This is a genomic window from Armatimonadia bacterium (assembly GCA_039679385.1).
In the GTDB taxonomy this organism is placed as follows: domain Bacteria; phylum Armatimonadota; class Zipacnadia; order Zipacnadales; family JABUFB01; genus JAJFTQ01.
In genome coordinates, this window is record JBDKVB010000165.1 from 13,683 (window position 1) to 34,446 (window position 20,764).

Here is a 20,764-nt window from a genome sequence, read left to right on the forward strand (position 1 = left end):
GGCACCCGCCGCCGGGCGCTGTCGTCCCTGAAGATGGTAGGGCCGGAAGCCCCCTCGTGCAAGCAGCCTCCGGCCCAGTGTATCACTGCTGACCAAGTGGTCTTGGTTTGCCCTAGTGACGCGGCGAGCCGTCGGCCCAGAGTTCTGGTGCGGGCATACCGGCCGCCTCGATGGCCGCAGCCAGCCGCGTGCGGTACCGGTAGATCGCCGCCGGATCGCGGGTGTAGACCGCCATGCTCTTGGTCACGCTGTCCGGAACCTGCAGGGCCTGCTTGGCCTTCGTCAGCCACTCCGACTTCTCCGCCTTCAGCTCGGACGAAGCCTCCACCTGCGCCACCATCGCTTCGAGGGTCCGGTAGTAGGCGTAGTCCTCCAGACCGTCGCGGAAGTTCTCCAGCCGGATCGTGGGCAGGGGAGTTCCGTCCGGTCCGGCGCAAGTCCAGGAGCCGTCACCGTGGTAGGTCGTCCAGCTTCGCGGATCCCAGTCGGTGAAGGGGCCGCTGTCGATGCACTTGGACGAGTTCCAGATGCTGATCTGGTAGTAGAGGAACCCATCCGGCCGGAACTTGGCGGTCTGCGCACCCATCAGAACGCGCCCCTCGGTCGCCGGGTACTCGACGAACATGTTGCAGTAGGGGTGATGCGGGCCGCAGCAGATGTACCACCAGACCTCGCGACCGAGCTTGCGCACTTCGGCAGCCCTGGTCGCGTCGAAGCGCGGGGTCAGCGGGCACCAGGCGTCCATCGACTTGATCTCGGTCTCCTGGCCGTAGGTGTTGTCGTAGGTGGTGGTCATGATCGGCACGCCGGGGAAGTGTTCCTTCAGGGACTTCGCAGCGCGCTGAACGCCCGGGAAGGCATCCTTGGGGTTCTCATCGCAGCCATAGATATAGGCGTGATCGAGGATCCCCAGCTCCTTGGCCTTCTCATACCGGGGCTTCAGCCGGTCAATCGTGCCGGTCTGCCAGGACTTGGCTGCGGCCTCGCCCTCACCGAGCGTGCCATAGTAGCCAAGGTTGAAGGTGCCCAGGCGTCCCTCGTCATGCAGCCGCTTCAGCTCGACGAAGTCCGGAGCCCAGTCCGTGTACCCATAGAGGCTGTCGTAGGTGATGTAGTAGTCGGCCAGCATGTCGGCCCACTCCGACTTGTGCCTGCGCCAGGCGTTGATCGGGTAGTCGGGCGACTTGCGGTACTCGGCCTGCTGCGCCTGGGTGTCGGGCATCGGGTGGTCGCCGGGCTTGAAGGTGATCGCCATCGGCAGCGGCGACACCTCCGGCGTGGCGAAGCCGTACACCTGCACGGACAGATCAAAGGCGAAGGCGGTCGTCGTCCCCGTCATGACCTTCAACTTGCCCCGGTAGACGCCGGGAGCCTGGTTTTTCGGGGCATGCACGCGCACCCAGAAGGCCTGGGCGTCACCACGAGCCACGTCGGCTTCGTGCAGGAAGTTCAGGATCGGATCGGGCCACCAGCCCACGTGTGACGAACCGTAGGGCGGCACCGCCTTGGTCTGCACATAGCCCACCAGGACCGTGTCGATGTTGGAGGCCGAGAAGGTTTGTCCGTCGCCTCGCCTCAGGTCGGTCACTTGCACGCTAACCTGCTTGAGGTCCCGCTCGAAGGGCAGCACGACGACCTGCAAGCTCTCCTTCTCGTTCTGGGCGAGAGCCAGCCGTGCCGACCGGCGGGTCTTCAGTGCGGGCACACCGGCACGGGGCAGTATCTTCTCCATGGAAGTTGCGAAGCCGACGGCAACTTCGGCACCGGCGGAGGGGTCGACCTGAACAGCCGGCCTGACCTTGTCGAAGCTCAGGTGCAGACCAAGCAGAGACTCCGCGTGCGCCACCTCGGTGTTGACCGCGGCGACCTCCTGGCTGACCCCGAGGACTGACTCATCCCCACGCGCCAGGAGAGTGCGGACGGCGGCGACGCGGCCTTCAGCCTTCGCCTGCTCGTCGGCAAGCCACTTCAGGGCTGCCGGCGAATCCTTGGCCGTCTGTCGCATCCGGGCAAAGGAGTCGCTCACCGTCTGGCCGAGCTGCAGCGCAGCATCCTTCTGCAGGTCCCCAATCTGCCGGTAGTAGGCGGTCGGCAGCGGCGGGACCGCCTCGTCGGGCTGCAGGAGGAGTAGCCGGTCGATATGGATCGCCATGTCCTCCGGTGGGTCCTCCGTGAAGAAGTGCATGGTCTTGATGTCGCGCGCATCGAGCTTTTGGTCAGCGAAGGCCTTGCGGATGCTCATGACCGCCTGCGCCTGCGAGCGTGGCCCAAGGTCGACGCGGAAGCTGGCCCCGCTACGAGTGGGGTGCTTCGAGTCGGTGATGAACAGCATGAGCTTCTGCGGGGCGTCGGTGACGTTCACGAGGCTCATGACCAGCCGGTCATACTTCGACCAGTCCGTGATCGGGGGCGTACCCTCGAAGGCAGGCCACCGCTGGGCTCCACCGTGCTCCTGAGGACGCCAGGCCGGAGTCTGGAGCAGCATTGAGTACCTGCCCGAGGCGGCGAAGAGCTCCGACTGCGTGAGCTGCTTGTCCGCGCCCAGGACTGTGCTCCCCTCGTTGTGCCAGATCGACAGGTCTGCCGGCTTCTCGAAGTCAAACAGCACGGTCGATGCCGACACCTGAAGCCCTCCCATCGCCAGGAGACAGATGACGAGTGCCACGCGTACCTTCATACCTGCAGGCTCCTCTCCTACATTCCCGGCCCAGGACGGCGCCGAGGCCTTTCAGTTATCCCTGCTTGTGTCTGGAGCGGGTCCTTCGCCGGTTCTGCGCGAGTCCCTCCCCGGTAGCGACGCACGTCCTACTTGCCGACGCGCAACAGCACCGGCTCCAGCGGCGCCAGGTCAATCGTGCTGCCGGTCGCATCGCCGGTGAGCAGGTTGACCGGGGTGCCCTGCAGGCCCTCCAGACGGACGGTCTGCGACTTTTGCGTGTAGTTCACCAGGTTCACCAGGAACCCGTCTGCTGTCGGCACCGTCTGCCACTCGACTCCCCAGGCCACCTGGCCCGTCGCCGAGTCGCGTACCGTCACCGTCGGCGTTACCCCGGCCTGCTCCAGCAGCGGGAGCAGAGCGTCTCGCAGTTCGACGGCAGAAAGGCTGGGCAGGACCTGGAGGCGCTTCGGCATCCCGACGGTCTGCGGCCGGTCGAAGTCGTCTCGACTCAGGCACTTCGCACTCGTGGTGAGCACCAGCCCGTCGTAGGCTGCCAGACCCCGCAGGGCCTCCTCGGGCAGATGGGTGACGCCGGGAGCGAGGATGACCTGGTACTGCTTCGCCTTGCCCGCCGCCAACTGCCGCTCGGTGATGAAGTCGATCTTCTCGCCACAGAAGTTGAGCGCGTGGTACGCCCGCAGCAGTTCAGAAGCGCTCTCCTGGGTGCCGTAGATCAGCGAGGCGATAGAGTAGACGACCGCCACTCGTGCCGGAGCCTGCTGGAAGGCGGTCACCTCGGGCGCCAGGCGCATGAGGTCGAGCGCCACACGTCCATGGGCCTCGGCGCACTCCGGCCGGTGCATGATGCTCCCGGCGAAGTCGCTCTGATTGTCGAAGGTGCGCTCCCAAACCCACATCGTCGAGGCGCTCTCACCGTGGATCGACCCTTGCCACAGCACGTTGCGGAGGTGTACGCCGGAAACGTAAAGCAGGTCGCGGTCGATGATCACATGGTTCTCGGAGTTGAAGATGGGCTGGCCGCGCAGGGAGCGCTGCAGATCGAAGTGCATGTTCTGCGCCTGCCAGCTATTCGCCCAGTCCCCGCTCCCATGGTTGAACCACTTCGCGGAGTCATTTCCGGCGATCTGCGACAGGTCGCAGAACTGTTCGGCGTCCACACCGTTGTTCATCTGGGTGTAGGAGAAGTGGGTGTTCATGGTCTTGGCATGCACGGGCATCGCCGGGTCCACTTCATGGACTACCGAGGCCATCCAGCTATGCCACTCGGCGAAGCGCTGCATGTTGAACCGGCACCAGTCGTAGTAGAGCCGGTTCGGCTGCGACATCCCCGGCGGCACGACCGGCACACTGTCGAAGGAGTCGTAGGTGGAGCCGTAGGCCGCGTTCATGGCCTGCACAGTCTGGTACCGGTCCTTCAGCCAGGCCGCCCACTTCGCCTTGTTGCACGGGTCCGCCGAGGGGTCGAGGTAGATGGGCTCATTCGAGAGGCAATAGCTGTGCAGCGCGGGCTTGCCCTTGAGCAGCGCCGAAGTCAGCCGCAGGTGCCGCTCGATGACGGACCGCGCTTCCGGCGCGTCCACAGAGAAGTGCAGGAAGCCGCCCTTCACGCCACCCACTTGCGGCCATTTGGCGTAGGCCCATTGTGGGAAGTAGTGCGGCGACAGAAGCAAGTTCTCGGCCACGTTGGCGTCCGCCCCGCGCTGCAATAGCCGTGCGAAGTCTTCTATCGCCTGCGGGTCGTCCTTGTCTTCGGTGCGCACCGTAGACGAGGGGCCGACCTCGACCTGCAGGAAGTTGAGGCCATAGGCGGGCAGCTTCTCCAGATCACGTTTGACCGAAGCGAAATGCCCGTAGCCGGTGAAGAACACCGGCCGGCGCTCCTCGCGTCCGTCCGGCCAGCGCACCGTTGCCACAAAGGAAGTGCCCTGAATCTCGATGGGGCTCGTGACGTAGCGCGGTGCCACAAGCTCCTTCCTGCGGCCGCTCAGGAGGTCTCCCAGTTCCCGCTCAACGCGGCCGAGGATCCCTGCCATCGAGGCAAGTTGCTCCTCGGCGCGCAGCACTTCCCGATGAGCCAGATCCTCGGCGACGAAGTCGCAGAAGTTCTCCGCGACGGTCAGACCCACCAGTGGGTAGGCTCCGTCAAAGCCCTTCGCGCGAGCCTGGGCGAGCAGGTCCTTGCCTGCAGCGGTCCGCTTGCGCAAGGCCTCGAGTTGTTGCTGTGCGCCGGCGACGGTATGGATCGTCATCGGCGAAGTCCCCGAGGCAAGGGTCTCACCGCCTGACTTGAGGGTGACGGTAAGGGAGCAGTTACCTACCTGACCCCTGGTCACCCCCCAGCGAAGAGCAGCGTAAGCGACGCCCTTATCCAGAGCGCCCTCCCAGGTCGTGCTTGCCAGCGGTGTGCCGGTCTGACTGCGCAGTTCGGCCTGCACAGAGCCCCTGTCCAGGGCCCGCGGCACGAAAAGCCAGGTACCGAACTCCGCCGACTGGTCCGCGATTACCTCTCCCTGCGCAACCGGCACCACCTGTGCCGCCTCAGCCTGTTGGTCGGCGATGTACAGCGTCGGCTCGCTGCCCTGCTCGAACTTGACGTCATCAATCCAGACGCCCTGCGTCGGGCTTTCCGTGATGACCAGCAGCGGGAATCCCTCGGCACTCTCTTCGGCTCGGAAGCTGATGCTGACCCGCGTCCAGGACTTGGTGGTCCGCGGGAAGGTCTTGCGGATCCGCCAGCCGGGACCGCCGCCGATCCAGGCCGTTCCGGGGCCGTCGCTGCGGACGTAGCAGCTGATCGTGTAGTCCTTGTCGGGCTTGACCTGCACTCCGCCGACGTAGCTCAGCATCCCGTAGACATGCGCGCCGAAGGCCGTGCCGTTGGTCAGCCGCAAGGACCGCTTGCCCGAGTGCGCAACCGTCTCGTCGATGGTCATGGTGGCGTCGGTGTTGCGCCGATCGAAGCTCCAGCCTTTGGGCCTTCCGCCCTCCAGAGTCTCGAAGCTGGAGTTGGCGACCATGTTCGGCGCGAGGGATACCCAGTCGCCCTGCAGGACCTTCAGCTCGCTTTGGCCTGGCTGCAGCGTCGCGGGAAACAGGTAGGGAGTCGCCTGGTCGCCGGGCTCGAGCTGCACGTCATCCACCCACAGTCCGGCCGTCGGACTCTCACTGACAACCATGACGTCCTGCTGGGCGGTGTCGGCGACGAAGGTGCCACTGACTCGCGTCCACTCCGTTGCCTTGGGGAAGGCGAAGCGGAACTGCCACTTGCTGCCTGCACCGATCCAGGCCTGCCCAGGGTCGGCACTCTTGACGTAGCAGCTCAGGGTGTACGTCCGCCCCACGGTCAGGCGCACACTCGCGTTCATGCGCCCGTAGACGTTGTCCTGCCTCGCCGTCGGGTTCACGATCTTCGCACTGCGCGACCCGGAGTGAGCGGTACCTTCGTCAGGGGTCAGCGTCGCATGGGCCGCACCGGGAGACCATTGCCATCCGGAGGGCAAGGCTCCCTGGACGGCCTCGAAGGACGAGTTGTCGAGCATGTTCCGGTCAGTCGGCACCGTCTGCCCCAGGGCGGGTATACACAGGGCCAGCGCCATCAGGGCGGCCCAGATAGTCGCTTTCATGTGCGTCCTTTCTTGTGCTCACAGCCGGTTCGGTCAGTACCTGGTGTGCATCACGGAGCCAGAGGGCTTCGGCTAGCAGGAGGCGTAGAGAGCATCCAGCGTGGTGAAGGCTTGGTCGTTCCCGCAGCCCCAGCGGTTGGTCAGGAACACGAAGACCAACTCGGCCTCGGGATCGAGCCAGAGCAGAGTCCCCGTCGCACCACCATGGAAGAACCCGGAGGCAGGCTGGTGCAGGAAAGCGCCGATGTTCTCACGGTTCCAGCCCAGTGTCCGACGACTGAGCACCTCCGGATTGCCTCCCACAGGCAGCCCCGGAAGCGTGGCCGTCACCTTCGCGAACACTTCGGGCGAGACCAGCTTGTTCGGAGTGAGCCAGGCCCGCCCAAGGGCCAGGAGGTCATCCACCGTGCTCCACATCCCTCCGCCGGACATCTCCATCCGCTCGAAGAGACTGCGCAGCGCGCCCTCGGGTACCGGGTGATCGACTACCGGCAGGGCGCGAGCCGAATCCGGGTAGAAGCCGGTCGCCGTCATGCCGCAGGGCTCGCACACGTAGCGCTGCAACGCCTCCTCCATGCTCAGTCCCAGGCGCCGCTGGATGGCCGCGTTGAGAAGCTGATAGGTGTGCGTGCTGTAGCAAGACTGAGTGCCCGGCTCGTACACCAGGTCTTGGGTGCAGAGCAGCCCGAGGACCTTCTCGCCACTGAAGTCGGACGCGCCGGAGGCGTCCACGAAGGCTGAGGGAAGGCCCGTCGAGTGGTTGAAGATCTGCGATACCAGGATGCCCTTGCGCACCTCCGAGGTGCCGAACTCCGGGACGTACTCGGCGATGGGCGTGTCGTAGTCCAGGATGCCCTGCTGGTACAGGCGTGCAACTACCGTGCCCGCTATGCTCTTCGAGATCGAGGCCAGGGCGAAGACGCCATTGCCCAGCGAATCGTCCTCACGGGCACCCTCGCCATACCCCACTCTCACGCGTAGACCGGTTGCGTCGGAAACGCCCACGACGACCAGGGGCAGGTTCCCGCTCTCGACATACCCGCGCGCTCGGCGCAGAGACTCGTCAATCTGTGCTTGCGATATCATGGTGTGGTTCTCCAGGGAAGCGTCGTTAGGGGCGTGGAGGTTGTTTCGCTTCGCCCCGGGACGCACCTTCAAGCTCCGGGCGGCCGCGCGCAGAACCACAACGAGTACCTGCCGAGGGTGGACTGGTGGGCCTTGCGGGGGGGCTGTGCAGCGACAACAGTTGATGACGGGGACTCCGCGAACGAGTGGAGGCTGGGACCTTCGGCTCAAGCGGACAACAGCACTTGGCCCGGACTAGCGTCAGGCCGGGCCTTCTCAGACGGTCCCGATGCGGGATTGCACGCACCCGCTAGGCGGCCACTGCCGTTGCGTGCAGTCGTGCGATCAACTCGGTGACCAGCTTCTCGCGCTCGTGCAGCTCTAGCCGCCCCTGGTGAGTGTCGCAGCGATGGATTGCGGAGACCAACTCACGGCGCTCCGTCTCCAACAGCTGCTGAAGCAGATGCCACTCCTGATCGCTGAGATATACCTGCGGGCTCATCGCGCACCCCTCCTCTCCCCTGAGCCAACTCTGACCCCCACGTCGCCGCCTTCATTATACCCACCGGAGCGGGCACCAACCGCGGCAGCAAGGCCCTTCTGGCTTCTTCAGTCGCTCTTGAGGCTGCACCTACTCGCCCTTGATCCAGGCGATCTCTACCTTCGTTCCGGGCTCCGCTCCGCCGGTCGTCGGGTCGAGGCGCAGGCCACGGATGGCCTGACCTCGCCACTTGGCATGGGTTCCCACCGGAATCTCATACTCGTGCCATTCGCCGTCGGGCTTAACCGCGAAGTTGAGGTACTTGTTGTCGGCGAAGCCAGGCTCCTCACTGGTGGTCCAGAACACCTGCCCCTCTGCGTTGCAGGCGGGGAGCTTCATTCGCACCCTCAGCTTCGTGTACTGGTCCGGATTGAGCCGCAGCATGGGGCGGACCATGAAGGGGTCCTGGCCGGTGAAGGTGAGCTGAAGGGCCCCGTCGACCCACCTGGGCTCCGCCAGGGAGTTCATGCCCTGCCAGCCTTGCATATCGTTCTCGCGGTCGAAGCGGAAGTCGATCGTGGTCGCAGGCTCCGCCGGCTTCGGGTACGCGAACCGGGTCTGCAGCCGCAGGAGCTTGCCGTCGCCTGCGGCCAGGGACAGCTTGATCCGGTTCTTGACCATCTCCAGCGGCTTGTCTTGCCCGTCAGCCGCGCTGACCTCGGTCACTCCCACCACGTGCGGCATGAGGGTTGCCTCGAACTCCACTGGCTGGTCATGGTCGCGGTTGACCACGAAGGCGTAGTCGGCCCCGGCGTCGTCACGGAGGAACCCGATCACCAGCGGAACCTCGGAGGGCACCTGCAGGATCGCGTCGCGACTCAGCCGGCGAGCGCCTGTCGGGATCGGGCCGGTGTGGAACACCCCCGTGGAGGTGCAGCGCAGCAGCGTCGGCCCCAGGGCCAGCATCTCACCGTTGAGCTGCTTGACGATCGGGTACAGCCGTCCCGGCTTGCCCGTGTTGTCAACGATTCCCGCGGAGGCGTAGTCGTCGTTGTTCCAGCTCCAGTACACGAAGTACAGGATGCCCTTGAAGCCGTAGGCGAGGGAGGTGTAGACCTGCCACCGCATCTCCGAATCGGAGGGCTGGCGAACTGCGGGCGTCCAGGAGCAGGCCTGTATGATGTTCCAGGTCGGGACGTTGTGCCGCAGGCCTGCCTCACGAATCAGCTCCATGTTCTCGAAGAAGTCGGGCTTGTCGACCCCACCGGCCATGAGGCAGTAGTGGTCATAGCTGAGGATGAGTGGCCGGGAGGTGGTGAGGAACCGCTCGAGGTGGTCGGCATAGGTCGGTGTCCCGAGCTGCTGCACTGAGGCGTAGGTCGGAAAGAGGTTGATGTAGGGCGGATGGACCGGGTCCTCGCGCTGCAACTCCTCCCCGAGAGCTCCCAGGCCCTCGAACTGCTCCAGATTCGGCTCGTCCTGGAGGAAGTACCCAAAGAGCGCCGGATGGGAGCCGTAGTCGGCAACAACCTGCGCCACCTTGTCCTTCCAGTTGTCCTCCTGCGGCAGCGTCCAGGCCAGGCGACCGTCGATGACGATGGCCTTGAGGCCCATTTGCCCGCACAGGTCCAGCATCTTTCGGTTCTCGGCCACGAGGTCAGCCGGGCGCTTGCTCCAGCAGGCTGGACCGGCCACGGTGAAGTTGCAGTCCTTCACCGTCTGCCAGGCCTCCAGGTTGTTGTAGTCCACCTGCGGCCCCACCCAGTAGCTGATGGGGAAGACTTCCGGCTGCCAGCGCGACTGAGCCATCGAAGGTCCCTGGAGAGCCGCCACAGCCAGACAAGTCAGGACGCGTGCCGAGCAGTTCATGGACTACCTCCCGGACTGTGAGAGCAACTCGAGTTTCACGGTGCGCAAGGCCTCACTTCTCCATCGGCCGCCCGGTCTCCTGTCGACAAGGATCGGCTGCAGGCTGGCAGGGAGGGCTTGGTTCTTGCCTGACTTCGGCGGAGGGGGTAACCTGTGGGGCTTGGGGTTCACAAGTCCCCAGTCCGCTTAGCCTTCCTGTAACGAAAGGTACGACCGTCTCATGTCTGACCAGAAGGATCTCTGCACCAAGACTTGCACCTCGGAGTACCCGGTCCGTGTTGCCTGCGTCGGCGACAGCATCACCTACGGCTCGGGCATCGCAGACCGTGACCACGACAGCTACCCGGCACAACTGGGTCGCAAGCTCGGTGAGGGCTGGGAGGTGCGCAACTTCGGTGTCGGCGGAACAACGGCCCTCCGGCGTGGTGACTTCCCCTACTCGCGTGAAGCCGCCTATGCGGAGGCGCTGGCCTGGCAGCCGCAGGTCGTTGTGATCGCTCTCGGGACCAACGACACCAAGCCCCAGAACTGGGTGTTTGCGGACAGCTTCGCCCGGGATCTGGAGTCTCTTGCTGACGCCTTCCTCGAGGTGAACCCCGCGGCAGAGGTGTACCTGTGCCTGCCCGTTCCGGCCTTTCCCGGCGAATGGGGCATCCGTGACGACGTGGTGCGCGAGGAGGTCGTGCCACAGATTCGCCAACTGGCGGCCCGTCGCTGCCTGCCGACGATTGACCTATACTCCGCCCTCTCAGGTCACCCCGAACTGTTCCCCGATACCGTCCATCCAAGCGCCGAAGGAGCGGGCTGGATCGCAGCGGAGGTCCATCGGGCGCTCACCTGCGGGGAATAGCTGACCGGTGGTTGCGTTGGGCACGGAGCTTGCTGCGAGCGCAGAAGGGCGCTAACGTACGAGGTGACCGACGAAGCCAGGGAGAGCCGCCGCCTGGAGGGCTCGGGGCGGGTCGCCCGGTTCCGCAACACCGATCGGGGGAGACGGATGGCGAACGACTCGCACCAGGAGGAAACCACGCTGGTAAGGCTGTGGCCCTATGTGCCGGTTGGGGTCGCCGCCCTGGTCTTTGCAGCCCTCACGGCCGCCTTCTGGGACTATACGGTTGACGACGCCTTCATCAGCTTCAGGTATGCACGGAACCTGGCGCAAGGCTACGGCCTCACCTACAATGCAGGCGGACCTCCTATAGAGGGCTACACGGGCCTTCTGTGGGTGCTGCTGATGGCGGTCCCCGCACGCCTGGGGCTGGACGTCGAGGTCTTTGCGAAGGTCGTCGGAGTCCTCGCCACCCTGGCCTGCATGGCCGTCACTTTCCGGCTGTCCCTGCGGCTGATCGGGCCGGGAGAGCGAGGTCAAACCACCTTCGCGGCCGGAATGGCGATCCTCCTTCTGGCCGCGCAGGCTGAGACCGCGATCCACACCGTGGCAGGTCTGGAGACTGCGCTCTACTCCCTGCTCCTGACCGCCTTCCTCTACCAGTGCCTCTGCAGCGCCGAAGAGCAGACGAACCGGTGCCTCGGTGCCCTGGCCTTCACCGGGCTTCTCCTTGGGCTAACCCGGCCGGAAGGCAACCTGCCAGTCCTGGTCGGCCTGCTGACGCTGCTGCCGATGCTCCAGGGCCGCCGCAGGTCGGCGCTCGTCTGGTCTGCGCTGCTTCTCTACGTCCTGCCCGGGCTAGCCTACTTCCTGTGGCGTTTCCACTACTACGGGCAACTCCTGCCGCTGCCCTTCTACCTCAAGGCTGCGAACCAGCAGACCCTCGCTGGCCTCCGTGGAGTGGTGGGTTTCCTGGCCACCTACGGCACTTCGGCTCTCGGCGTGTTGATGTGCGTCGCGGCAATCCGGTTCAAACGCACACACGCGCCCGGCCTCCTCGCCTCTCTCTCGCTGCTGGTGTTCTTTCTGTTCCCGGCCCACATCATGGGCTACTGCTTCCGGTTCCTATACCCACTTGTACCGGCCATCTGTGCCCTGGGCGGCGCCGGGCTGGCCCTGCTCCTTACCCTTCCACTCTCATCCCAGAAGGAAGGAAGGCCCTGGGCGCGCCATCTCCCTGCCATCGCCCTGTGCCTCCTCCTTGCCGTCAGCCAGGTGCCTCGCCTCCCCGGCGCATACACCACGCAAGTGAGGTACTACGCGGCAGGACTTCAGAGGGCGCACATCGCCCTGGGCAAGTGCCTCGCGGAGTTCAAGCCGGCAGGCCGGCAACCGGTGCTGGCGATAGGCGACGCCGGTGCAGTGCCCTACTACTCCGGTTGGCGAACGATCGACATCTTTGGTCTCAACGAGCCCCATATCGCCCTATCACGCGAGCACGATCCGGAGTATGTGCTGTCTCAGCACCCGGATGTTCTGGTCCTCATATCGTCCAGCGCAACCGTCTTCGTCCCGCACCTGGATCGCGAGGCAGACCTGTACCACGCAAGCCTCGCGCGAGGCATGAGGCCGCTGAGGGCCATGGAGTTCGACCCACACAGGTACTACCTGTGGGTGCTGGCCTTCCCAGGTAGCGACGTCTGGGAGCACCTCAAAGGCGCCACCTGCGGCATGCCCCTGACGCCCGGCGAGACTCCCGGCGGGCCGGCCAGTTAGGGTCTACTCACCGACTGCAAGAAGTCCCACACTGCGCCCGAGCTTCTCAAGGACGAGGCGTCCCCTTCGTAACCCGGTACTCCCCCGGAAGGGCATCGAAGGTCATGCCGGGTCCTCGGCTCTCGATCCTGGTCTCTCGGCCATCGTCGAGGCGCCACACTGTGACCTCGCCCTCCCAGCCGGCCAGGCGCAAGGTAAGAGCATGGGGCGTGTCGCGGTCCAGGCGGCAGGTCAGGGTCCAGGGCCTGGTCCTCTGACGGTCCCAGGGCGGCTGCACGAAAGTCGCATCGGGATTCAGCGTCACGTGGATCTGGTCGCTGCCGACCTCCACGAAGTACGCCCCGGTTCCCCCGTAGGTCACTACCGGCGAGCTTCCACACCCGACGATCCGCTTCACTTTCGGGCTTGCGGCGAAGGGCTGCCAGTCCTGCCATCCGCGGGAGTACATGAGCAGCTCGGGCGTCTGCAAGGCGCTGAGGTTGTGCTCGAAGGAGACCACGCAGTTGCCGAAGGTGAGGTTGTCGTCGCCGACCGCCTCATAGGGCGTGTAGCGTGGCGTCTCGGCGAACAGTTCCGAAGCGATGGCGAAGCTGACGGCCTTCTCGGGCGTGCAGTACAGGTTCAGGTAGTGCGAGCCCCGCAGGTACTCCGCAGAAGGGGTCAGCGAGTAGGTCCACATGTTTGCCACCTGTGCCCCGAGAGCGCGGAAGAGACGGGCCATCGCCGGGTACAGGTAACTGGTCTGGTTGTAGAAGGTCTCGAACTCGTAGACCGCCTTGGCCTTGTTCGCGAATCTGGTCCCCAGAAGCCAGCGTAGCCGACTGTAGTCCTGCCAGTGCTCACGCAGGTAGGGCAGGTAGTTCTTCCCACTCAAGTCCACCGGGTGGTCCCAAAACGGGCTCGCCACGTCTGACTGACCGGGGTACAGGCAGAAGGACACCACGTCCACCGGGCTCTCGGCGACCGCCTGGTAGACCTCCTCATGGCCCTGAATCATCCGCGGCCAGTTCAGGTTCCACGCGACCGGCTTCTGGCACCCGGTGTCGCGAATCGCCGTGCACATCTGCGCCAGGAACCGACTGACCCACTCGTAGCGGAAGGTCGCGTAGCACACCTCGCGGTCGGTCTCGATCCCCTTGTCCTTGCACCACTTGTCAAAGGCCGCCCGAAGAGGGGCGTAGCGATCGTCGGAGACCATCGTTGGGTAGTCCACGTAGCCGGGCTCATTGGCGATCTCGACCACTGCGATGGTCTCGTCGTCGGCATAGCGCAGACCGGAGTAGCGGTTCACGTGGGACAGCAACCCTTGCATGTACCGAGCGATCTTGGCACTCAGCGCCGGATCGGCAATCCACTCCTTGCGGTCACGCCCCGCCAGGAAGGAATCCGGCAGGAAGGACGCACCCATCTCGTTCACGAGGGTCAGGTAGACATAGATCCCGCGCTTGCGGCACCCGGCGAGGGTGTAGTCGAGGACATCGAGGAACACGCTGTCCTTCAGGTTGCCCTCGGCATCGCTGAAGTCGGCCGGGAGCAGGTGCATCCGTATGACACCGGCACCCATCGGCGGCAGCTCAGCAAGGTTCGTGTCCGCGACACGCTTGAGGGCCTCGGCCTCCAGCGGGATACCAACGGACTTCAGCCGCCCGCTGTACTCCCACGAGAGCGCAGTCTGGAAGTTGACACCCCACAGGGCGACTTCGGTGCCGTCATCGTACACCAGAGCGCCCTTGCGGCAACTGATCGGTCGCGGAGCCTGATGACGGCCTACGGGCTGCACCCCCATAGTCTTGGGGGCGATCTCCTCGCCGGTCTTCGGCCGCAGCAGGTCGAAGGCCCGTAGCAGCGCCTCTGGAGGAGAGGCTACCGGCACGACCGAGACGTTATCGAGGTAGGTGGTGCCCGGGGCGCCGGTGTAGAGCTTACCCTCAGCCCCGCCAAACCACTCGAGCCGCACCTGCTTGCTGTCGTAGGTGTTGAAGCTGAACCGGATCTGGCTCCACTCTTTCGAGGTGGGCGCGATGACCGTCACCAAGGGACGCCAGTCCATGGTCATCACGGCGAAGAGCGGCTGGAGGTGCCCGTCGCTGCGGACCCAGGCCGACACCTGGTAGACTGTCCCGGGCTGCACCGTGAGGATCTGGTCCAGGTGGGCGTTGTCGCTGCCCGGGGTCGTGCGCTGGAAGCGAACCGCTCGCGATCCGCCACGTCCTTCACCCTCCACCAGAGTGAAGGCCGCATCGGACTGGCCATGCAGGTAGCCCATCCACGGTCCCTTCTGGGCCGGAGGAACAACCTGGAGACCTTCTGTCTCGAAGTCACCGTCGGTAAGCACCGAACCTGCTCCAGGCGCTGTCTCAGCGCCCGAGGCCAGGGCCAGGCCGAGCAGTAGCGAGCCAACGAGAAGGCCGGGATGCATGGGCAGCCCCTCCAGGTCCATCAGGTTCGAGGTGTGCCGACTCGCTTCGCCCAGGGCGCGGGAGTGACCTGCCCCGGACTCACGGATAGGGCCTTGCAGCAGCCACTTTGGGGTATAATTCTTGACTAAGGCGACCAGTCGTCACATTGCCGGTGTGGAGGTGCGACCATGGGAAACCGGGGGATGCTTTGGGCCGCTTGCGTTGTGGTGCTGGTCTTGATGTCGTGGTCCATCGTCTGGGCACAGACGGGTCCTGCCACACAAGCCGTCGGGTTGACACTACAGGCGCTCTCCGAGGAGGACCTGAACACGATCCAGGCCTCCTCCGGTTACCGAGTAGGGGTCGTCGTGATCGGTGTTGCACCGGGCTCAGCCGCAGCAGCGGCCGATCTGAGGGCCAAGGACATTCTGCTGACGGTTGCTGCCCGGGGCGTGGACTCCCCGCAGGCCGTCGAGGCGGCCCTGGCCTCTGCCACAGGGACCGCCCAGATCCTGGCGATGCGCGCCGGTGAAGGCGGCAAGTGGCAGCCGGTGACGATCAACCTGCCCTTGGGAGCCGCCACTACCGCTCCCACTCCCTTGCCGACAGTTCCAGCAACTCCCACTGTTCCTACTCCCGCTCCCCCTGCAACCGGCGGCGACGTGAACGCCAAGCTCCGGGCGCTGGACACGGCGCTACAGGCCGGTGTGATCACGCAGGAGGAGTACGACCGCAAGCGAGCGGAGCTGCAACCCCAGGCAGGGGCAACACCTACTCTCGATGCCGCCGCTCGTCAGAAACTGGCTGCCCTGGATACCGCGCTGGCGGCCGGAGTCCTGGATCAGCAGGAGTACGCCCGCAAACGCGCAGAGATCCTGGGCGGAGCACCGGCCACTCCTCTGGCCACGCCTGCGACGACCCCAACAACGACTGCCGCACAGACCCCGCAGGCCGCGCCTGCGGTTCACGGTGGGCAACTGTACAACCACCCGATGGGGTTCCGATTCTGGTACCCGACCGGTTGGAAGGTGCAGACCCAGGAGGAAGGCTTGCAGCTCGTGCCGCCTGATCAGGCGACCACGGCCAGCGGTCCTGCCGAGTATTACGCGCTGACGGCTGTCAGTGTTGCCGGTGAGGGGATCGCCTCGGCCGACGATCCGCGAGTCTTGCAGTTCGTTGAGGAGCAGGTGCGCCAGTTCCTCCCAACCCTGACGCGAAGCGGCGAGGCCCTGCGTCTGGCCCTGGACAACGGCCGAGCCGTCTGCGTCGACTGGACGGCCCAGAACGCCCAGGGACAGCCGGTCAAGGCTCGAGTCTACGCCACCATCCTGCGCGACTTCGGCGTCGCCCTCTTCGCGCTGGGGGCAAAGGACCGTGTCGAGGGTCGTGACGCTGAGCTGCGGCGCGTCTTCTCCTCTGTCAGTCTTGAGGCGGGCAAGGTGGACCCGCAGCTCGTGGGGCAGTGGGCCTTCCGCTCAACCTACGCCCTCTCGAACGACATGGGGGAGCGTGTCGGGTACTACGACTCCTACTCCAAGGCCAAGATGGTGTCGGAGAGTCAGCGCACCATGGAGCTTCTGGCCGACGGCACCGTCACGCGAACCACGAAGCGAGAGATGCTCGCAGGCGCCGCAGGGATCTGGATCGAGGACAAGAGCACCAACACCAAGCGTGGACACTGGAACGCCGCCGAAGGACACCTGTACCTGACCTGGGAGGACGGGGACGTCGAGCACTTCCGCTACCAACTCCAGGCGGGAGCCGGCGGTAGGGAACTCAGACTCGAGAGTGGCGGCAACGGCGAGGTCTGGTCCGGATAGCTCGGAACCCGTCCATCGCCCAAGAGGCGGACGTCGGAAGGTAGGCGTGCCTGCCAAGGAATCGCCCGGTGCGTGGCGAAGGGCCTCTGCCCTTCCACCTCTTCGCAACCGGGGGTCCAGCGCTATGAACCGGACGACGGCCATCCTTGGCGGCAACCTCCTTGATGGTACCGGCGTACCCGTGCTCTTCGACGGCGTGCTGCTCCTTGAGGGCGAGCGCATTGCAGCCGTCGGTACGCGGGACGAAGTCGATGTGCCCCCGGATGCCTACATCATCGACGCGTCGGGATGCACTGTGTTGCCGGGCCTCATCGAGGGCCACGCGCATGTCGGCGGCGACTGGCCTTCCGTGCGGACCCTGCGCCTCTCCTTGCAGCGCGGCATCACCACCCTCTGCAGCGTCTCGGCCAACCTCAAGGGCATCGCCCTGCGCGACGCCATCGCCGCCGGACAGGTGCGTGGCTGCTCGCGGATGATCGCCGGGTGCGTTGTGACGCCCACCCATGGGCACGTGAAGTTCCGCACTGCCGACGGCCCCTGGGAAGTTCGCAAGGCGGTCCGGGAGATGGTGGAGGCCGGTGCGGACTTCATCAAGACCGCGGCCTCCGGCGGATTCTGGGCCAAGAACGAGAAGTGCGCATCCCCGAATTACACCCCCGAGGAACTCCAGGCACTCACCCAGGAGGCCCATGCCTGGGGTGTACCGGTGGCTGTCCACGTCCACACGCAGCCGGGCCTGTCCTACTGTGTCGAGGCCGGGACCGACATGATCCACCACGGCGCCTTCATCGATGAGGCGGCCGTCCGCGGAATCGCCGCCAGGAACCTCTTCTATATCCCCACGCTGTCCGTCACTTGCCGGCGCAATATCGACTCGCTCTACGACCAGCCCTGGCAGACGGAGGAGATGGCGCTGGCTCAGCCGATCCACCGCGCCGGAGTCCGCCTGGCCTACCAACTCGGGGTGAGGATCGGTGTCGGCTGCGACTACCCCGGCAACCCACGAGGCTGGGAGGTCGGCGACCGGACGCTGTACGAGCTGCAGGAGTTGGTGCGCTGTGGCCTGAGCCCGATGGAGGCGCTCCTGGGGGCTACTCGCATCAACGCCGAAGCCTACGCGAAGGACGACGACCTGGGAACCCTGACGCCGGGGAAGCGTGCCGACGTGCTCGTCGTCGCCGGGGACCCGCTGCAGGACATCAGCGTCCTCTACGACCAGGCCAACCTGTGCCTGGTCCTGAAGGACGGCTCGGTGGAGTACGCGCGCGAGGACTACAAGAACCACTACTGCATGTCCGACCGGTAGCTGCCCTTTTCGGGCCCTAGGGAGGCCGACGTGGTCTCCATGTCGAAGGGGCCTCGCCTCAGATGACTAAGACTCACGAGGATGCCTATGAGCTATGCTTTGCTGTTCTTGGGGATTGCGGCGATCCTTCCCGGGGCTCAGGCCCAACCGACGGCGATCACCTCGGGACCCGGAAGTGACACCGAACCTGCCTGGTCTCCCGACGGACGCCGGGTAGTCTTTCAGCGGGAGCAGGAGGGCAACGTCGAACTGTTCCTCCTGGACGCGGCTAACGGCGCCGTATCACCCTTGGTCACCGGCCGGGGAGTAGCGACCTTCCCTGCCTGGTCGCCGGACGGTCGCTCGATCGTGTACACCTACGCGAGGTTCGACGGGACTGCTGCCTCCGGACTGGAGAACGGCTACAACCTCATGCTGGTGCCCGCCGAGGGCGGCACACCCAAGAGACTGACCTCCGGGCGCTGGCGCGACTACACACCGACCTTCAGCCCCGATGGTCAGTGGGTGTACTTCTCCTCGAACCGGGGCCTGAAGCGAGACGGCATGGGGCTGTTCCGAGTCGCCGTGCAAGGTGGCGAACCGGAGCCGGTCTTCGTGCGTGATGGCGACCAGATCGGGGTCCTCGAACCTACCTGGTCACCAGACGGCCGTCTCTTGGCCTGCGGGTACCTCGGCGGCTTCCGTGCCAACTGGACGCTGCGCCTGCTTCGCCTGCAGCCCGAGGTTAGCGACCTCGCACTCAGCGAGAGCAACCACCCGACCTACTCACCCGCCTGGCGTCCCGACGGCAAGGTCTTGGCCTGCACGGGCTTCCGCACCGGCGATCCCGGCTGGGGCATCTACCTCGTCGAAGTCGCGACCGGGGCCGGCAGCCGGATTGACACCGGTCCGGGCAACTCGCGCTCGCCCGTATGGTCACCCGACGGCCGCGAGCTGATCTTCGAGAACAACCGCACCGGCGTCTACAAGCTCTACCGGATGCAGGTGCCGGCCGTCACCTTCACGGTCGCCTCTCGTTCAAGAGCCGTGCCGCCGAAGCCGGTGGTGAAGCTCGACTTCAGCCGCCTCGAGGGTCCCTCGGCGCCTGATCTGAGTGGGCAGGGCAATGCCGCGACGGTGACCGGTCCGATCGACGTGGCGGAGGGTGGACTGCTGTGCGGTCCGGGGCACTCCGTGGCCGTTTCACAACCCAGCGGCTTCGACTTCGGCGTCGACGGGTTCAGCGTGCAGGCGACGGTTCGCGTCGACCAACACATCAACAAGCTGCAGATGATCGCTGTCGGTGACTACCCCGATAACCACTACGGGTGGCAGCTATACCTCAACGACACCAACAGTGTGTGCTTCAACTCGCGAACGCCGGACATGATCTACGTCGGCGCCACTTCCGATGTGCCGCTGCCTGTCGGACGGAAGGTGACCCTGACCGGCGTGCGCCGCCCGGGTGGTGGCGTGCAGCTGTACGTTGACGGGGTGCCGCAGGGAAGCACCGGCACCGGGGCCACCATACCCTACCCCGGTGCTCTGCAGCTTCGTGTCGGCACGCACTACAACGGCAGCGCCCCCTTCGTCGGGAGGATCTACGACGTGACGGTCTACCAGGGGGCGCTATCACCAGAAGACCTGGGCGGACCCACCCTGGAGGAGTTCCTGAAACCATGACCTGCCGACTCGCAGCTTCCACAATACTGGCCCTGATGGGCCTTGCTTCAGGCGCCCTGGCGGCACCTCGCTTTGAGGTTGCGTCCTGGGTAGACCACTACGACTTCACGGGCGTGAAGGCCGAGGGCAAGTACGTATTCGACACGGAGACCCCGGAGGGGTGCGCCAAGATCCTCGACCACGTGCAGGAGGTCGGCACGACCACGATCCTGTGGCGCAACTGCGGTGGAGCGACGATGCGCTACCAGAGTCGCGAAGACGTCGGGCACCATGCGACGATCCCCGACAAGCGTCGGCTGCCGAACAACGTAGACCCCGGTGGCTGGGTGCGGTACGGCGAGGCAGACCCGGACATCCTGCGCACAGCCCTCCAGATGTGTCGCGAGCGTGGGCTGAAGCCCGGTGTGCACTGGCCCTTCGAGGAGACCCACTGGGCAAGCTGGACGTCAGGCGGCTTCAATCTCGACCACCCGCAGTTCTGGGCGCAAGACGTCTCGGGCCAGCCCTGGTGGGGACGAACCAGCCTGGCCTTCCCGGAGGTCATGGCCCACAAACTGCGGTTGGTCGACGAGCTGATCGATCGCGGGATCGAGACCCTCTTCATCGACTTCTTCCGCACGGGCGGCTGGGGTGCGGCCTATGAGTACGTGACCCCGATGAGGGAGGCCTTCGAGAAGCGCTACGGCGAGCCGGCACCGATCAGCTCCGCCGACCCACGCTGGCGTGCTCTCGTTTCCGACCAGGTGACCGACTTCCTGAAGGCCATCCGACAGCGCTTCGACGCCTCCGGGCGGAAGATCGACCTGATGGTCGGTATCCCGGGGATCGCACCGCTGGACAACCAGTGGGCCGCAGCGCAGCCCACCGACTGGCGGCGCTGGATCGACGAGGGGATCATCGACGGTCTGGTCATCAACTACGTATCCTGGGACGCCGCCGATCCCATGGGCAGCACGAAGAAGCTCTGCAACGATGTGATGAAGGTCGCCCGAGGCCGCTGCCGTGTGTACTGGCCGATCCGCGCCTACGACTACAGCGGCTACGGCCTGCCCTCCTACCAGAAGGCCACCAAGCGCTCGCAGGCCGACCTGGCCGCCGAGTTGATGGAGATGGCCTGGGAGCAAGGGGCCGCCGGTGTGAGCCTGGAGTGCGTCGACTACAACAACTACGTCCCCGCGACCCGGCAGGCAATGAAGGCTCTAGCCGAGGGCAAGTGCAAGTACGTTCACGAGCCGGCAACTCAGTAAGCCGGGG

Annotated in this window: 12 protein-coding genes; 6 read left to right on the plus strand and 6 right to left on the minus strand. The window is 65.5% G+C overall.

Annotation, left to right across the window (positions count from 1 at the left end; translation table 11 throughout):
- Positions 1-112: 112 nt before the first annotated feature.
- From ABFE16_19180 to ABFE16_19200, 5 genes are all read right to left on the minus strand, one after another.
- On the minus strand, positions 113-2,677 hold the full coding sequence (locus ABFE16_19180; protein ID MEN6347423.1) for a glycoside hydrolase domain-containing protein: 2,565 nt from the start codon (positions 2,675-2,677) through the stop codon (positions 113-115).
- A gap of 128 nt (positions 2,678-2,805) precedes the next feature.
- Positions 2,806-6,303, minus strand: a complete 3,498-nt coding sequence (locus ABFE16_19185; protein MEN6347424.1) for a carbohydrate binding domain-containing protein — start codon at positions 6,301-6,303, stop codon at positions 2,806-2,808.
- Positions 6,304-6,375: 72 nt separating this feature from the next.
- Positions 6,376-7,389, minus strand: a complete 1,014-nt coding sequence (locus ABFE16_19190) for a serine hydrolase domain-containing protein (protein ID MEN6347425.1) — start codon at positions 7,387-7,389, stop codon at positions 6,376-6,378.
- Positions 7,390-7,678: 289 nt separating this feature from the next.
- Positions 7,679-7,870: a hypothetical protein gene (locus tag ABFE16_19195; GenBank protein ID MEN6347426.1), complete on the minus strand. Its 192-nt coding sequence runs from the start codon at positions 7,868-7,870 to the stop codon at positions 7,679-7,681.
- Positions 7,871-7,999: 129 nt separating this feature from the next.
- A complete protein-coding gene (locus tag ABFE16_19200) occupies positions 8,000-9,718 on the minus strand; it encodes a hypothetical protein (protein MEN6347427.1) in 1,719 nt (572 codons plus the stop codon).
- A 220-nt stretch (positions 9,719-9,938) separates the two neighbouring features.
- Here ABFE16_19200 and ABFE16_19205 point away from each other — a divergent pair, with 220 nt between their 5' ends.
- Positions 9,939-10,568: a GDSL-type esterase/lipase family protein gene (locus tag ABFE16_19205; GenBank protein MEN6347428.1), complete on the plus strand. Its 630-nt coding sequence runs from the start codon at positions 9,939-9,941 to the stop codon at positions 10,566-10,568.
- A gap of 147 nt (positions 10,569-10,715) precedes the next feature.
- Positions 10,716-12,323, plus strand: a complete 1,608-nt coding sequence (locus tag ABFE16_19210) for a hypothetical protein (protein MEN6347429.1) — start codon at positions 10,716-10,718, stop codon at positions 12,321-12,323.
- Positions 12,324-12,369: 46 nt separating this feature from the next.
- Here the strand turns inward: ABFE16_19210 and ABFE16_19215 are convergent, their stop codons facing one another.
- Positions 12,370-14,742 carry a carbohydrate binding domain-containing protein gene (locus ABFE16_19215; protein MEN6347430.1) on the minus strand — a complete coding sequence of 791 codons (2,373 nt, stop codon included), beginning with the start codon at positions 14,740-14,742 and terminating at the stop codon, positions 12,370-12,372.
- Positions 14,743-14,910: 168 nt separating this feature from the next.
- Between ABFE16_19215 and ABFE16_19220 the strand changes: the two genes are divergently transcribed.
- The 4 genes from ABFE16_19220 to ABFE16_19235 all read left to right on the plus strand — a co-directional run bounded on the left by ABFE16_19220 (position 14,911) and on the right by ABFE16_19235 (position 20,757).
- Positions 14,911-16,542 (plus strand): SHOCT domain-containing protein, encoded by a 1,632-nt coding sequence (locus tag ABFE16_19220; protein MEN6347431.1) that lies wholly within the window; start codon positions 14,911-14,913, stop codon positions 16,540-16,542.
- Between the two features lie 124 nt (positions 16,543-16,666).
- A complete protein-coding gene (locus ABFE16_19225) occupies positions 16,667-17,848 on the plus strand; it encodes an amidohydrolase family protein (protein ID MEN6347432.1) in 1,182 nt (393 codons plus the stop codon).
- Positions 17,849-17,935: 87 nt separating this feature from the next.
- Positions 17,936-19,510, plus strand: a complete 1,575-nt coding sequence (locus ABFE16_19230) for a LamG-like jellyroll fold domain-containing protein (GenBank protein MEN6347433.1) — start codon at positions 17,936-17,938, stop codon at positions 19,508-19,510.
- Positions 19,507-20,757, plus strand: coding sequence for a hypothetical protein (locus ABFE16_19235; GenBank protein MEN6347434.1), 1,251 nt, complete (start codon positions 19,507-19,509; stop codon positions 20,755-20,757). The genes ABFE16_19230 and ABFE16_19235 overlap by 4 nt, the downstream gene beginning before the upstream one ends.
- Positions 20,758-20,764: the final 7 nt, after the last annotated feature.